The 13,220-nt window shown below is 69.8% G+C and carries 14 protein-coding genes; 7 read left to right on the top strand and 7 right to left on the bottom strand.

Going from position 1 to position 13,220, the window contains the following annotated elements; all coding sequences use genetic code 11:
- Positions 1 to 17: 17 nt before the first annotated feature.
- Positions 18 to 989: a LysR family transcriptional regulator gene (locus tag ACQP0P_RS04750; RefSeq protein WP_433371368.1), complete on the bottom strand. Its 972-nt coding sequence runs from the start codon at positions 987 to 989 to the stop codon at positions 18 to 20.
- Between the two features lie 74 nt (positions 990 to 1,063).
- Between ACQP0P_RS04750 and ACQP0P_RS04745 the strand changes: the two genes are divergently transcribed.
- On the top strand, positions 1,064 to 1,984 hold the full coding sequence (locus tag ACQP0P_RS04745; RefSeq protein ID WP_433371365.1) for an EamA family transporter: 921 nt from the start codon (positions 1,064 to 1,066) through the stop codon (positions 1,982 to 1,984).
- 42 nt (positions 1,985 to 2,026) lie between these two features.
- Positions 2,027 to 2,623 (top strand): Uma2 family endonuclease, encoded by a 597-nt coding sequence (locus ACQP0P_RS04740; protein ID WP_433371362.1) that lies wholly within the window; start codon positions 2,027 to 2,029, stop codon positions 2,621 to 2,623.
- Between the two features lie 9 nt (positions 2,624 to 2,632).
- On the opposite strand, the gene ACQP0P_RS04735 is transcribed toward ACQP0P_RS04740, so the two are convergent.
- From ACQP0P_RS04735 to ACQP0P_RS04725, 3 genes are read right to left on the bottom strand one after another with little or no spacing between them, the layout of a single operon-like run.
- Positions 2,633 to 2,842, bottom strand: coding sequence for a DUF397 domain-containing protein (locus ACQP0P_RS04735; RefSeq protein ID WP_433371360.1), 210 nt, complete (start codon positions 2,840 to 2,842; stop codon positions 2,633 to 2,635).
- A 53-nt stretch (positions 2,843 to 2,895) separates the two neighbouring features.
- A complete protein-coding gene (locus ACQP0P_RS04730) occupies positions 2,896 to 3,108 on the bottom strand; it encodes a DUF397 domain-containing protein (RefSeq protein WP_433371357.1) in 213 nt (70 codons plus the stop codon).
- Between the two features lie 32 nt (positions 3,109 to 3,140).
- Positions 3,141 to 4,100, bottom strand: coding sequence for a helix-turn-helix domain-containing protein (locus tag ACQP0P_RS04725; RefSeq protein WP_433371354.1), 960 nt, complete (start codon positions 4,098 to 4,100; stop codon positions 3,141 to 3,143).
- A 90-nt stretch (positions 4,101 to 4,190) separates the two neighbouring features.
- Here ACQP0P_RS04725 and ACQP0P_RS04720 point away from each other — a divergent pair, with 90 nt between their 5' ends.
- The gene (locus tag ACQP0P_RS04720) at positions 4,191 to 4,478 is read left to right on the top strand and encodes a hypothetical protein (protein ID WP_433371351.1); all 288 of its coding nucleotides are present in this window, start codon (positions 4,191 to 4,193) and stop codon (positions 4,476 to 4,478) included.
- Positions 4,475 to 5,011 (top strand): ATP-binding protein, encoded by a 537-nt coding sequence (locus ACQP0P_RS04715; protein WP_433371348.1) that lies wholly within the window; start codon positions 4,475 to 4,477, stop codon positions 5,009 to 5,011. Before ACQP0P_RS04720 ends, ACQP0P_RS04715 begins: the two co-directional genes overlap by 4 nt.
- Before the next feature lie 575 nt (positions 5,012 to 5,586).
- On the opposite strand, the gene hemL is transcribed toward ACQP0P_RS04715, so the two are convergent.
- Complete coding sequence (gene hemL, locus ACQP0P_RS04710; RefSeq protein ID WP_433371345.1) at positions 5,587 to 6,885, bottom strand: glutamate-1-semialdehyde 2,1-aminomutase; 1,299 nt, start codon at positions 6,883 to 6,885, stop codon at positions 5,587 to 5,589.
- A gap of 206 nt (positions 6,886 to 7,091) precedes the next feature.
- On the opposite strand from hemL, the gene ACQP0P_RS04705 reads away from it, so the two are divergent.
- The 3 genes from ACQP0P_RS04705 to ACQP0P_RS04695 are packed head-to-tail and all read left to right on the top strand — an operon-like array spanning position 7,092 to position 11,165.
- Entirely contained in the window at positions 7,092 to 8,360 is a 1,269-nt protein-coding gene (locus ACQP0P_RS04705; protein WP_433371342.1) for a sensor histidine kinase, read from the top strand.
- Positions 8,361 to 8,412: 52 nt separating this feature from the next.
- On the top strand, positions 8,413 to 10,527 hold the full coding sequence (locus ACQP0P_RS04700; RefSeq protein ID WP_433371340.1) for a sensor histidine kinase: 2,115 nt from the start codon (positions 8,413 to 8,415) through the stop codon (positions 10,525 to 10,527).
- A complete protein-coding gene (locus ACQP0P_RS04695; protein WP_433371337.1) occupies positions 10,524 to 11,165 on the top strand; it encodes a response regulator in 642 nt (213 codons plus the stop codon). Before ACQP0P_RS04700 ends, ACQP0P_RS04695 begins: the two co-directional genes overlap by 4 nt.
- Positions 11,166 to 11,191: 26 nt before the next feature.
- On the opposite strand, the gene ACQP0P_RS04690 is transcribed toward ACQP0P_RS04695, so the two are convergent.
- Positions 11,192 to 11,833, bottom strand: coding sequence for a bifunctional DNA primase/polymerase (locus ACQP0P_RS04690; RefSeq protein ID WP_433371335.1), 642 nt, complete (start codon positions 11,831 to 11,833; stop codon positions 11,192 to 11,194).
- Positions 11,834 to 12,025: 192 nt separating this feature from the next.
- Complete coding sequence (hemB, locus tag ACQP0P_RS04685; protein ID WP_433371332.1) at positions 12,026 to 13,012, bottom strand: porphobilinogen synthase; 987 nt, start codon at positions 13,010 to 13,012, stop codon at positions 12,026 to 12,028.
- Positions 13,013 to 13,220: the final 208 nt, after the last annotated feature.

Here is a 13,220-nt window from a genome sequence, read left to right as displayed (position 1 = left end):
GGGCCTGCGGTGGTCGCTCACTCGGCCGGGTCGACGTTCCCGGCCAGGACGGTGGACAGCGCCGATCCGACGGACTCGGAGATGGGGATGTGGAAATCGGCGGAGACGGCCTTCAGCGCCTCGACCGCGGCGCGGATCGCCGGGCGACGGGCCGCGTCACTGCGCCAGAGCGCGTAGAGCCTGCGGGTCGGGCGCGATCTGATCGGGACGACCCGCACCCCGGAGGGGACGAAGTCGCGACCCAGCCGGGGAATGATCGCGCATCCCTGCCCGGCCGAGACGAGGGCCATCTGGGTGGGGTACTCATCCGCCATGCAGGTGATGTCCGGCTCCAGCTCGGCCGAGCGCAGCGTGTAGACCAGCCAGTCGTGGCAGACCGTGCCCGGTGAGGAGCTGATCCACTGCTCCCCGGACAGCTCGGCCAGCTCGATCTCGGCGCGGTCCGCCAGCGGGTGGGTCGCGGGCAGGACCACGTCGGCGATGTCGTCGAGGAGCGTCGCCCGGGACAGTCCCTCGGGGATCGCCATCGGGCGGTTCATCCAGTCCTGGATCACCGCGAGGTCGAGCTCTCCCCTGGCCACCTCGCGGATCTGCCGCTCCGGCTCACGTTCCATGAGCTGGAGACGCAGGTCGGGGTGGCGGGTGCGCAGCAGGGCCAGCGCGGCGGGCATCAGCCCCCTGGCCGCGGTGGGGAAGGCGCCGATGCAGAGTCGCCCCACGACCTGCCCGCGCAGTGCCTCGAAGTCGGCCTCCGCCGTCTCGACCAGCGCGAGGATGCGCCCGGCGTGGTCGGCGAGCAGCCCCGCCGCGTCGGTCAGCCGCACCCCGCGCCCGTTGCGCTCCAGCAGGGTCGCGCCGGTCTCCCGCTCCAGCTTGGCGAGCTGCTGGGAGACCGCTGAGGGGGTGACCATGAGCGCCTCGGCCGCCGCGCCCACCGATCCGTAGACGGAGACCGCGTGCAGTGCCTTGAGCCGATTGAGATCCAACACATAAGCAACTCTAAACGGCATAGGCCAGAAATTTTCGCTTGTGCTGAAATATCGCTGAAAACGACGATGGATGTATGCGTACCCGGCACCTCCTCCTCGCCATCGGCCTCACCGCCCTCTGGGGCTTCAACTTCGTCGTCATGGAGGTCGGGCTCCGGCACTTTCCACCGCTGTTCTACGTGGCCCTGCGTTTCATCCTGGCCGCCTTCCCCGCGCTGCTGTTCGTCGGCGGCCCCGGGGTGCCCTGGCGCAAGGTGCTCGTCACCGGAGCCACCCTCGGTATCGGCCAGTACACCCTGCTGCTGCTGGGCATGCGGGCGGGCATGCCCGCCGGGCTGACCTCGCTCGTCGTCCAGGTTCAGGCGGTCTTCACCGCCGTCCTGGCTGTCGTGCTGCTGGGGGAGCGGCTCACCACACGGCGGATCACCGGCATGGCCGTCGCGCTCGCCGGGCTGGTGCTGATCGCCGCCGACCTGGGCACCGGCGGCCCCGTTGGCGCGTTCCTGCTGGTCGTCGGCTCGGCGTTCTTCTGGAGCGCGGGCAACATCGCGGTCAGGAGCGCCGCCCCGCCCAACTCGCTCCGCTTCATGGTCTGGATCAGCGCGGTCGCGGCCCTGCCCATGCTGGCCCTGTCCCTGCTGGTGGAGGGTGTTCCCCGGCTGGAGTTCTCGGTGGAGGGGAGCCTGTCCGTGCTCTACGTGGCGCTGATCTCCACCCTCGGCGGTTTCGGCATCTGGGGCTTCCTGCTCCAGCGCTACGACGCCTCGGTGGTCGCGCCCTCCGCCCTGCTCGTCCCGGTCTTCGGCATGTCCTCGGCCGCCCTGCTCACCGGCGAACCCATCTCCCTCGTCAAACTCACCGCCGCCGCCCTGATCATCTCCGGCGTCCTCTACGCGAGCACCCGCGCCCGCCACGCTCCACCTTCGATGACCTCTTCTTCTTCCGTTCGGGGCGAAACGGGAGAGAATAGAACGAGGGCAACGGAGATGATGTGAATGGACACGCCGAGTGACGGGGACGATGTTATGGTGACCGACGTGAGCGCCGCACTCGACTACTGGCCCTCCCCACCCCCATGGGGATGGACCGCCGATGATCTCGACAACCTGCCGGCTGAGGGACCGAACGGCGAACCTGACTTCTTCAAGCACGTCGAACTCATCGATGGAGCTCTCGTCTTCATGTCCCCCCAGAAGCGCTTCCACGAGCGCGTGCTGTTCGGCCTCCGCGTCGTCCTGAACGCTCAGGCTCCCGAACATGTCTCGGCCGTGAATCAGATGGACGTCAAGCTCGGTCACCGGATGCGCCCCTGTCCCGACATCGTGGTCGTCGACGCGAAGGCCGCCGATGACGACGACCGGACGTTCTACACTCCCGGTGAAGTGCACCTCGCCATCGAGGTGGTCTCGCCCGAGTCCGAGGACCGCGACCGCAAGACCAAGCCGTTCCGCTACGCCGAGGCGGGCATCCCGCACTTCTGGCGGGTGGAGAACAACAACGGCGCACCCGTCGTCTACGTCTACGAACTGGACCCGGCCACCCGCGCGTACAGCCTCACCGGCATCCACCACGACCGCGTGACCGTCCCGGTCCCCTTCCCCCTCACCATCGACCTCGGCGACCTGCCCAGGTAAGCACCCAACTCACCCCAGGCCGTCGAACTCGCCCCCTTTGACACCACCAACAAAGGCCCGCCACCCGCCAGGGGAAAAGACAAGCACCGGGCCCAGCGGGTCCTTATTGTCTCGGACAGCGGTGATGCCAGAAAGATTGCCGGCCACCTCAACGCAGTCCGCGCCACCATTACCACTCAGACTGCTTTTTCGCCACAGAGCGTTCACCAGATCAGTCATTGAACACCTGTATCTCTCACCTCCGAGAGATCTTTTCTCTGTCAGTCGCGCGATCAGGGACGCGTGTCGAAGTTTCCAGCCTTGACCCAGCCCAGGAAGGCGGCCCAGCCACTTGGCGCGAAGGAAAGTATGAAGCCGTCAGGATCCTTGGAGTCGCGGACGAGGTAGCGGCTGTCCTCGCGAGCTACCTCGACACAGTTGCCGCCGTTGGTGCTGCGGCTGCTCTTACGCCATGTGACAGAGGGAGAATTTTCATTCGTGGCCATCCCACGCTCCTTTTCCAGCGAGCACGATGTCATTAGTCGATCATGGAGGAGATGAGGATCGCAGACTCCTCAGCGGTGAGCGATTGAGTGATTAAATTATTGAACATCCAGCTGTATTCCGCGAGTTCCTCGGCCTCTTCGAGGACCAGGCCACTGATGGCCTGTTCGATGTAGACGAGAGCCGGGTCCACAGGATTAGGGAACTCCAGGATGACGAACGGACCATCTATGGCCGGGTGGGCACCCTGCTTGAAAGGCAGCACCTGGATTGTGATGTTCGGTAGCTTGCTCCGCTGGAGCAGGAAGGCCAGTTGATCGCTCATCGTCGTCGTTCCACCCACCTCGCGCATCAACACCGCCTGGTCGAGCACCGCGTGCAGATGGATCGGGACATCGCGGGTCAGGAGCTGCTGGCGGGCAAGGCGAACATCGGCCTTCTCCTCCACGTAGGCCGTATTGGGTTTTCTGACCGTTGCCTCTATGACCGCTCGGGCGTACGCCTCGGTCTGCAGGAGGCCGGGGATGACCTGCGCCTCGTAGGTCCGGATCGTCGCCGCGTCGGCCTCAAGGCCGATGTAGGAGTCGAATCCGGCCTTCAGGGTGTCGCGGTGGCGGTGCCACCAGCCTTTCTGCCGGGACTCGCGTGCCAGCGTGATCAGCTCTTGTCGAAGTGTGTCATCGGTGACCTTGTAGTGGTCGAGCAGGTCGCCGACATCGCCGTGATGGACGCTCACGCGTCCGGTTTCGATCCGGGAGACCTTGGTGCCGGACCATCCCAGGGCGGCGGCCACGTCGGTCCCGTTGAGACCGGCGGCTTCTCGCAGGCGCCGTAGCTCGATCCCGAGTCGGCGACGCCGAGCAGTGGGACTGATGGCCATCGGCACCTCTCTCGTTGGGGCTCTCAGCTTGGCAAAGCCCGCCAGGGCTTGCACGTACAACCGACTTAAAGATTTCGCGTGAACGCGATTGCGCGAAAGCACTTGCTCGTGCATGCTCTGAGCGTACGACTGGTGACTCTGAGTAGGTATCAGGTATCGAAAAGTAGTGACATGCCAGTCAAAATGGCAACAGAAGGGCTAGTTGTGAAGGAACGTGATCCGCAAGAGCAGTTGATTCACCTGGTGCGGCTGGGCTGGGACCTGCGGGGCCTGGGGGTGAGCACCTCGCTGGTGCTGCCCCAGGTGGGGCAGCCGGTGCTGGAGGTGATGGCGGCGGGCGAGACCCGCGTCCGGATCGCGGTCATCCGGCGGGCCTGTGGGTGGGTGTTCGTCTGGCGGCCCTGGTGGGCCAGGGTGTGGCGGCCGGGCGAAGGCGTCTGGGCCGGGGCCGACAACGCCGCCGACGTCATCGTCTCGGCGGCGATCGCATGAACACCTACGGGCAGGCCACCTGCCGCTACGAACGCCGGCGGGCAACCGCAGCGCGCTGGGCCGTACTGCACCCGCTGGGTCACGCCGAGTTCGCGGGCCTGGCCTGCTCGGTCGCGACGGTCCGCGCCTGGGCACGAGACCTGCTCACCGGAAGAGTCGACGACTCCGCCCTCGACGACGTGGTGCTCCTGCTCAGCGAAGTCGTGACGAACTCCATCGTGCACTCCGACTCCGGAAGGACAGCAGCAGGATCGATCACGGTCTGCCTGGGCCTGGGCGGCGGCATGATCCACGCCGAGGTCATCGACGACGGCTCGGCGACCAGCCTCCCCTTCGTCCGCGCGGCCGAACTCGACAGCGACGGCGGACGCGGCCTGCTCCTGGTCGAGGCCATGGCCACCGCCTGGGGCACCCACCACGACCCCGAAGCAGGCACCGCCGTCTGGTTCCACCTCCCAACCAACGAAACCAACAGAACCGACGGAGCCAACAGAACCGACGGACCTGACGGACCCGGCCCCCTCTCCAACTGACCCATCTGACCGAAGTTCCTCTCCCGAGGCGTACCCCTCCCTCCGGTCGCAGTGGCGGTCCCTCCGGTCGCGGCGGCGGCCCGAGTCGCGGTGTGAGGTGCCCTCTTAGACGATCACACTCGCCCCCGAGCCAAGCCACAACAAGCCGACCAGCGACGGCAAATCACGACAGGCCTGACGAACCACGGCGAGCCCCCTGCGCTCCTTCCCGCACCGGCGCTTCAGCTACGACGATGGACCCAGAACGCCCCCGTACGGATCGCTTCAGCGTCAAAGAGCCCAATGAGCGGCCCGCAGGAAAGCGGCTACGGCCCGCAGGCCGTACGGCGAGACAAGGGGTGCGCGGAGGTGGGCGGGTGTTCCGGGCGGCTTATAAAAATCCGCAACCAGCGCGCCCGCCAGGCCGAAGGCCTGCACCCACAAGACCGCGACCAACGACGGCCGCCCGGAACACCCGCCCACCGGAGCGCGAACACACCCGATAGAGCAGTCGGCCCACAAGGGAGCCCCGGCCCTCCAGAACAACGGCCGCCCGGAACACCCACCCGGCAGGAAGAACCCGAGCAGGCCGCCCGCTAAGCGGAAACGGAAGCGGCGGCCTTGGCCGCGGCGGGAAGGGCGTCCGCGATCCGGGAGAGGGCCTCGTCGTCGTGGGCCGCGGACAGGAACCAGGCCTCGTACGCCGACGGCGGCAGGTAGACCCCCTGGTCGAGCATCGAGTGGAAGAACGCCCGATAGGCGGCGGTGTTCTGCCTCTGGGCGGTGTCGAAGTCGACCACCCGCTCGTCCGTGAAGAAGATGGAGAACAGGCTCCCGGCACGCTGCAGGCGGTGCGGCACCCCGGCGGCGGCCAGCGCGTCGGCGGCGGCGCGGCCGATGACCAGGGCGGCGGCGTCCACCCGGTCGTAGACGCCCTCGTCGCAGGCGCGCAGGGTGGCCAGGCCGGCGGCACAGGCCAGCGGGTTTCCGGACAGGGTGCCCGCCTGGTAGACCGGCCCCTCGGGAGCGAGGTGGGCCATCACGTCGGCGCGACCGCCGAACGCTGCGGCGGGCAGGCCACCGCCCATCACCTTGCCGAAGGTCATCAGGTCGGCGTCGACCGGGTCGAGCCCGTACCAGCCCGCCTCCGAGACCCGGAAGCCGGTGAGCACCTCGTCGATGATCAGCAGGGCGCCGTGCGCGGTGCACAGCTCCCGCAGCCTGGCGTTGAACCCGTCCAGCGGCGGGACGACGCCCATGTTGGCCGGGCACGCCTCGGTGATCACGCACGCGATCTCGGCGCCGAACGCCTGGAACGCCTCGGTGACCGCCTCGATCGAGTTGTACGGCAGCACCACGGTGTCGGCGGCCGAGGCGCCGGTCACGCCGGGGGTGTCGGGCAGGCCGAAGGTCACCAGGCCGGAACCGGCCGAGGCGAGCAGGGCGTCGACATGGCCGTGGTAGCAGCCGGCGAACTTAATGATCTTGGATCGGCCGGTGAAGCCGCGCGCCAGCCGTACCGCGGACATGGTGGCCTCGGTGCCGGAGCTGACCAGGCGGACCTTCTCCACCGGGTCGACCCGGGCGACGATCTCCTCGGCGAGCTCGACCTCGCCGGCCGTCGCCGTACCGAACGAGGTGCCGTCGCGCAGCGCCTCCTGAAGGGCCTCGATCACGGCGGGATGCCGGTGACCGAGGATCATCGGCCCCCACGAGCAGACCAGGTCGACGTAGCGGTTGCCGTCCACGTCGGTGATGTAGGGCCCCTGCCCCGACGCCATGAAGCGCGGCGTGCCGCCGACGGCTCCGAAGGCGCGGACCGGGGAGTTGACACCTCCCGGAACGATCTCACGTGCGCGGGCGAACAGGTCCTCGGAGTTCTCAGTACGGCTCACGCCCACCAGGGTAGTCACCGCGGGACGAGCCTCCGCCTGCGGCGTTCCCGCCCCGGGTTCGCACCCCCGGAGGGACAGAGCCGGGAAGCGCCACCCGAGCCTTCCCCACCAGACACACCCGTGAACCAGTGAGACCCAGAAAAATCATTCCAGAACGGGACATCTGCCCCGGGACAGCGGGACATCACCTGGGAGATCCTGCCCTCATGGCAGTCACGACGCCCCCCGCACAGCCCCCCGCTGCCCAACCATCCGGCGTCCACACCGTGCTCAGCTGCGTCCTGGTCTACGGCACGCTGGCGCTGGTCGCCGGCGGGATCTACTCCGGCCTGACCTGGCTGACCCGCGCGCTGTCCGGCGCCGAGGACCCGGTGGCCGGGCTCGTCGCGGCGCTGATCGTGGGCGCGATCTTCCGCCCGGTACGGCTGCGTCTGCGGCGTGCCGTGAGCCGGCTGCTCCGGGTCGAGCACGACCCCTACCGGGTGGCCGACCGGCTGAGCCGCACCCTGCAGGAGGCCGTCGATCCCGCCGAGGGGCTGGCCACCGCCGTGGTACTGATCCGCCAGGCACTGCGTGCCGACGGCGTGGCCGTCGAGGTCAACGGTGGCACCGTCGCCGACGGCGAGCTGGGGGAACGGCCGGTCGAGACCCCGCTGGTCTGGCATGGGGAACCGGTCGGGCGACTGCTCAGCAACGGCCCCGCCCCCGCACCGGACCTGCTGAACGTGCTGGCCCAGCACCTGGCCGAGCTGGCGCACGCCGTACGGCTCACCGCGGACCTCCGGCGGTCCAGGGAGCACATCCTCACCACCCGGGAGGAGGAGCGGCGCAGGCTCCGCCGCGACCTGCACGACGGGTTGGGGCCGACACTGGCCAGCCTGGCGATGACCGTGGACGAGGCCAGGCTCCGGCTGGAACGGGACCCCGAGGCCACGGAGGGGCTGCTGATCCGCGTGCGCGACCAGATGGGCACCGCGATCGCCGACGTCAGGGACCTGGTGTACGGCCTGCGCCCGCCCACGCTGAAGAACCTCGGCCTGGCCGACTCGCTACGCTCGCTGGCCAACGCGCCGGGACCCCGGGTGGACATCGCGCTGGCCGGCCCGCTGGACGACGTACCCCCGGCGGTGGAGGTGGCGGCCTACCGGATCACCCAGGAGGCGCTCACCAACGTCCGCCGCCATGCCCAGGCCACCACCGCCCTGGTACGGGCCGAGGTGCTACGGGCCGAGACCGAGGGCGTCGAGCCCACGGTCACCGGAGGCAAGTCCGGCGGCATGGCGGTGGCAGGTGAGGTGCGGCTCTCGATCGCCGACGACGGGATCGGCCTGCCGGAAAGGGTCCGCGGTGGCGTGGGCCTGCTCTCCATGCGCGAACGGGCGGCGGAGACGGGCGGCTCGTGCACGATCGGGCCGCGTCCCGGCGGCGGCACCGAGGTCGTCGCCCGGCTCCCCCTCGGAACGGAGGCGCGGTGATCTCCTCCACGGACGAAGACCTCACGATCTCACTCACGGACAAGGAGCCGGCATGACCTCCCCCACGATCGCGGGCACCGTGACCGTCCCCGGGAACGGAGACACAACGACCTCCTCCACCGGCAAAGAGCCCACGACCGCAGACGCCGTGACCTTCCCCAGGGACGAGAACTCCATGACCTCACCGGTGGACGGAGACGCCGTGGGGGACCGGCGGCGGACGGCGCTGGCCGTTCTCGTCTGGACCGGCGCGGTGCTGGCGCCGGTCGGCAACCTCCTGGCGGTCTGGCTGGTCGAGCTGAGCGCCTCGACCTGGCGCGAGGACTTCATCACCCTGGATCCGACGGCCATCCTGTTCCCGGCCGCCGGCGCCTTCCTCATCACCCGCCGGCCCCGGCTGCTCGTCCCCTGGCTGCTCTGGACCAGCGGGGTGGTCGGCGCCCTCTACTACCTGATCTACAGCGCCGCCCACTGGCTCTACCTCACCGACCCCGAAGGGATCACCCCCTACCTCGGGTGGCTGGCACTGTGGCTGTGGCTGTGGCACGTTCCGGTGTTCATCTCGCTGCTGCCGCTGCTCTTCCCCGACGGCCGGCTGCCCTCCCGGCGCTGGCGGCCGGTCCTGTACGCCAACCTGGTCCTCATGGTCGGGCACTCGCTGTTCCTGGGACTGGCCCCGGATCCCGAGTTCGAGCTCCAGCTCCCGATCGCGAACCCCTTCGGCGTCGAGGCGCTGCGTGAGATCTCCCCGGTCGTGGAGTCGTACATCGGCGCCCCGATGATGGCGCTCACCGCGCTCGGCGTGCTCTCGCTGGTCTTCCGCTACCGGTCGGGCGACACCGAGCTCCGGCGCCAGATCGCCTGGTACGTCGGCGCGCTGGTGGTGCTCCTGCTCTCCTGGATCCTCCGGGTGGCGACCGGATCCTGGCTGCTGAAGGCCACGGAGACCCTCTTCATGGCCGGAGTGCCCCTGTCGATCATCGCGTCGGTGCTGCGCTACCGCCTCTACGGCATCGACGTCGTGCTCAACCGGGCGCTGGTCTACGGATCCCTCGTCGCGGTCACCGGAGGCGTCTACTTCGGGCTGATCTGGCTGGCCGGTGCCCTGGCCAGCGACCTGAGCCAGGGCGCCGGGCTGATCTCCGCACTGGCCGTGGGCGGTCTCTTCCACCCGGCGCGGCTACGCCTGCAGCGGTTGGTGGACCGGGCCTTCGCCGTCGAACGCGACCCCTACCGGGTCGTCGGCCTGCTCGGCCGTACCGGGCAGGGGGCACAGGACCCGGCGGCGGCCCTCGGCGAGGCCGTGGCCCTGATCCGCGGGGCGCTGGGAGCCACCGGGGTCGGCGTCGAGGTCCGCACCGGGCGGGGCGCGACGCGCGTGTTCACCGACGGGGAGCTTCGGCAGGGGGCGGCGGAGACGCCGCTGTTCTGGCACGCGGACTGGGTCGGGACCCTGATGGTGGCGGGGGTTCGGCCGGGCCGCGAGCCGATGGAGGTGCTCGCCAGGCACCTCGCCGAGCTGGCGCACGCCGTACGGCTCACCGCCGACCTGCACCGCTCCCGGGAACGCATCCGGTCCACCCGGGACGAGGAGCGCCGCAGGCTGGGCAGGGAACTGCACGACGGGCTCGGCCCGGCGCTGACCAGCGTCACATTCGCCCTCGACGAGGCGCGGAAAAGGCTCGACACCGACCCTCGGGCCGTCGAGAAGCTGCTGGTCCGGATCCGCGAGGAGATGATCGCGACGATCGCGTCGGTCCGCGAGCTGGTGTACGGCCTGCGCCCGCCCGCGCTGGACGACCTGGGTCTGGAGGGCGCGCTGCGCGCAGCGGCCGGGGAGACCGCGGTGACCGTGGACGGCCCGCTGGACGACCTGCCCGCGGCCGTCGAGGTCGCCGCCTACCGCATCGCCCAGGAGGCGCTCACCAACGCCCGCCGCCACGCCGGCGCGACCACCGTCCTCATCCGGCTGCGCCGCCTGCCGGGCGAGTTGCGCGTGGAGGTCGCCGACGACGGGATCGGCCTGCCCGAGAACCCGGTCGCGGGCGTGGGGCTGACCTCGATGCGCGAGCGGGCGGCAGAGGTGGGAGGCTCATGTGTGATCGGCCGCGGGCCGGGCGGCGGCGCGGAGGTGATCGCCAGGTTGCCGGTGGAGGAGGCCAAGTGATCACGGTACTGATCGTGGACGACCATCCGATCTTCCGGCAGGGTCTTCGCGGCCTGCTGGGGGCCATGGACATCGAGGTCGTCGGGGAGGCCGTCGGCGGCCAGGAGGCCGTGACGCTGGCCGCCGAGCTCCAGCCCGACGTGGTCGTGATGGATCTGCAGATGCCCGGCGGCAACGGCATCGAGGCGACCAGGACGATCATCAGAACCAGCCCGCGGATCGGGGTGCTGGTGCTGACCATGTTCCGCGACGACGACTCGGTGTTCGCCGCGATGCGCGCCGGGGCCCGCGGTTACCTGCTCAAGGAGGCCGGCGCCGAGGAGATCGCCCGCGCCGTACACGCCGTCGCCGCCGGCGAGGCCATCTACGGGCCCGAGATCGCCCGCCGCGTCCTGGCCTACTTCACCGGCATGCCCGATCCGTCACGTACCGCCTTCCCCGAGCTCACCGAGCGGGAGCGGGAGGTGCTCGGGCTGGTCGCCCAGGGCAAGGGCAACAGCGAGATCGCCGGGCTCCTCTTCCTGTCCGGCAAGACCGTGCGCAACCACGTCTCCAACATCTTCATGAAGCTCCAGGTGGCCGACCGCGCCCAGGCGATCGTCCGCGCCCGCGAGGCGGGCCTGGGGGGCTCTCCCTGACCGGGCGACTGCTCCCCGTACCAGAGTCACTCGCAGACGTCGGCGAGAAACTCCAGGACGCGGAGCGGATCGGGCAACGGGCGGCCGTCCGGCGGGCGCAGCCACGAGCAGTGCTGGCCACCGGGCAGGAGCGAGGGCGGGGCGAGGACGTAGCTGTCGCGGCAGTGCCAGCGCAGGCCGGGCATCTCGTCGATGGTGGACGGGCCGAAGTCGAGGGCGCAGGACCACCACTCGTCCTCGTCGTCGGAGACGTTACGGGTGGCCACATAGAACAGGGCCCGGTCGCCGTTGACGGCGACCGGGCCCGAGGCTGCTCCGGCGGAGTCCATGCTCGCGAGGGCGGTGCGCCCCGCGGCGAGCGGTACGTCGAACACGTCGAACACCCGCCCCGTGGGGAGAATCACATTCGCCTCGGGTTCGTACCGCCACCAGTTGGTCAGCAGGGTGGGGTCGGTGGTGGCCTGCATCTGCCAGGCCACCGAGAGAGGGTGGCGTCCCGGGTCGGGACAGCCGACGCGGTCACAGGAGCAGGAGCGCGAACCGCCTCTCAGCGGCCGCGCGCCCAGGCAGCTCGCCCAGCCCAGCTCGGCGTACTCCAGCACAGAACTGATCATCTGCTTCGAATGGCCATGTCGTCTGTTTCGACGAACCATCGGTACCCCGACCATTGTGTCCTCCGTCGTCCGCGCATCCCGCGTGCCACCCGGATGCGACGACCTGTCCACACTCTGGTCAGTGGGAACGTCAAACCCCCCAGGGTCTACGCCACCTGGGACACATCCGCACCGGTTATCGCACTCTAACGCACACGTATCTCCAGCAAGCGACGAACCTCCAGTTCTCGGTACGTGCCGCCGATCTCATCTCAGCTTCGCGGCGGCCTCGGTCGCCCAGTAGGTGAGGATCATGTCGGCCCCCGCCCTGCGGATCGCGACCAGCGACTCCATGATCACCCGATCCCGGTCGATCCAGCCGTTCGCGGCGGCGGCCTCGACCATGGCGTACTCGCCGCTGACCTGGTACGCCGCCACCGGCACGTCCACGGCGTCGCGCACCTGGCGCAGGATGTCGAGGTAGGCCAGGGCCGGCTTGACCATGACGGCGTCGGCGCCCTCGTCGAGGTCCAGCCGCACCTCGCGCAGCGCCTCCCCGACCGGTCCCGCCGCGTCCTGCTGGTAGGCGTTGCGGTCGCCGAACCGCGGAGCGCACTCGGCCGCCTCGCGGAACGGGCCGTAGAACGCCGAGGCGTACTTGACCGAGTACGCGAGGATCGGGACCTGCTCGAAGCCGTCACCGTCCAGGGCCGCCCTGATCGCCGCCACCTGGCCGTCCATCATGCCGCTCGGCGCGATCACCTGCGATCCGGCCCGTGCCTGGGCCACCGCCGCGGCCGCGTAGCGCTCCAGGGTGGCGTCGTTGTCGACCTCTCCCTCACCGGTCAGGATGCCGCAGTGCCCGTGGTCGGTGAACTCGTCCAGGCAGGTGTCGGTCATCACGACCATCGTGTCACCCACGTCGGAGACCAGATCGGCGACGGCTCGCTGGACGATCCCCTCCGGGTCGTCGGCCGCCGACCCCCTGCCGTCCTTCACCGCGGGGATGCCGAACAGGATGAGGCCGCCCACCCCTGCCTCGGCCGCCTCGTGGGCGGCCTTGCGCAGCGAGTCGCGGGTGTGCTGGAACACTCCGGGCATCGAGCCGATCGGGTTCGGCTGGTCGATGTCCTCCTTCACGAACATCGGCAGCACCAGTTCCGCCGGGTGCAGCCGGGTGCCGGCCACCATCCGGCGCATCGGTGCCGTGCGACGGAGCCTTCGCGGGCGTGCGACAGGGAACTGGGCCGTCATGGTGTCTCCCTCTTCCCCCGGCCGGTAGGGGACTGCGGGCCGGAGAAGCTCGATGTGTGCCGGCTCACCGCTCGCCGCGACGCGCCGCTGTCTCATGGCGCGCCGCCCGGCACCGCACATCACGCACCGCGTTCCGCGGCACTCCGGTCACCACGCCCCACCACCTGTGGCGACGCACCGTCTGCCGGGGCGCCGCCGGTCACGGCCC

This window comes from Streptosporangium sp. CA-115845 (assembly GCF_050943795.1).
GTDB lineage: Bacteria > Actinomycetota > Actinomycetes > Streptosporangiales > Streptosporangiaceae > Streptosporangium.
Note: the sequence above shows the minus strand (reverse complement) of the source record. Positions and strands in the feature narration are given on the sequence as shown.

Bases quoted from the DNA above. Each gene is read 5' to 3' on its own strand.
- ACQP0P_RS04745 (WP_433371365.1), top strand. From the start codon at position 1,064: ATGCGTACCCGGCACCTCCTCCTCGCCATCGGCCTCACCGCCCTCTGG.
- ACQP0P_RS04735 (WP_433371360.1), bottom strand. From the start codon at position 2,842: ATGACTGATCTGGTGAACGCTCTGTGGCGAAAAAGCAGTCTGAGTGGT.
- ACQP0P_RS04730 (WP_433371357.1), bottom strand. From the start codon at position 3,108: ATGGCCACGAATGAAAATTCTCCCTCTGTCACATGGCGTAAGAGCAGC.
- ACQP0P_RS04725 (WP_433371354.1), bottom strand. From the start codon at position 4,100: ATGCACGAGCAAGTGCTTTCGCGCAATCGCGTTCACGCGAAATCTTTA.
- ACQP0P_RS04715 (WP_433371348.1), top strand. From the start codon at position 4,475: ATGAACACCTACGGGCAGGCCACCTGCCGCTACGAACGCCGGCGGGCA.
- ACQP0P_RS04705 (WP_433371342.1), top strand. From the start codon at position 7,092: ATGGCAGTCACGACGCCCCCCGCACAGCCCCCCGCTGCCCAACCATCC.
- ACQP0P_RS04700 (WP_433371340.1), top strand. From the start codon at position 8,413: ATGACCTCCCCCACGATCGCGGGCACCGTGACCGTCCCCGGGAACGGA.
- ACQP0P_RS04690 (WP_433371335.1), bottom strand. From the start codon at position 11,833: ATGGTCGGGGTACCGATGGTTCGTCGAAACAGACGACATGGCCATTCG.
- hemB (WP_433371332.1), bottom strand. From the start codon at position 13,012: ATGACGGCCCAGTTCCCTGTCGCACGCCCGCGAAGGCTCCGTCGCACG.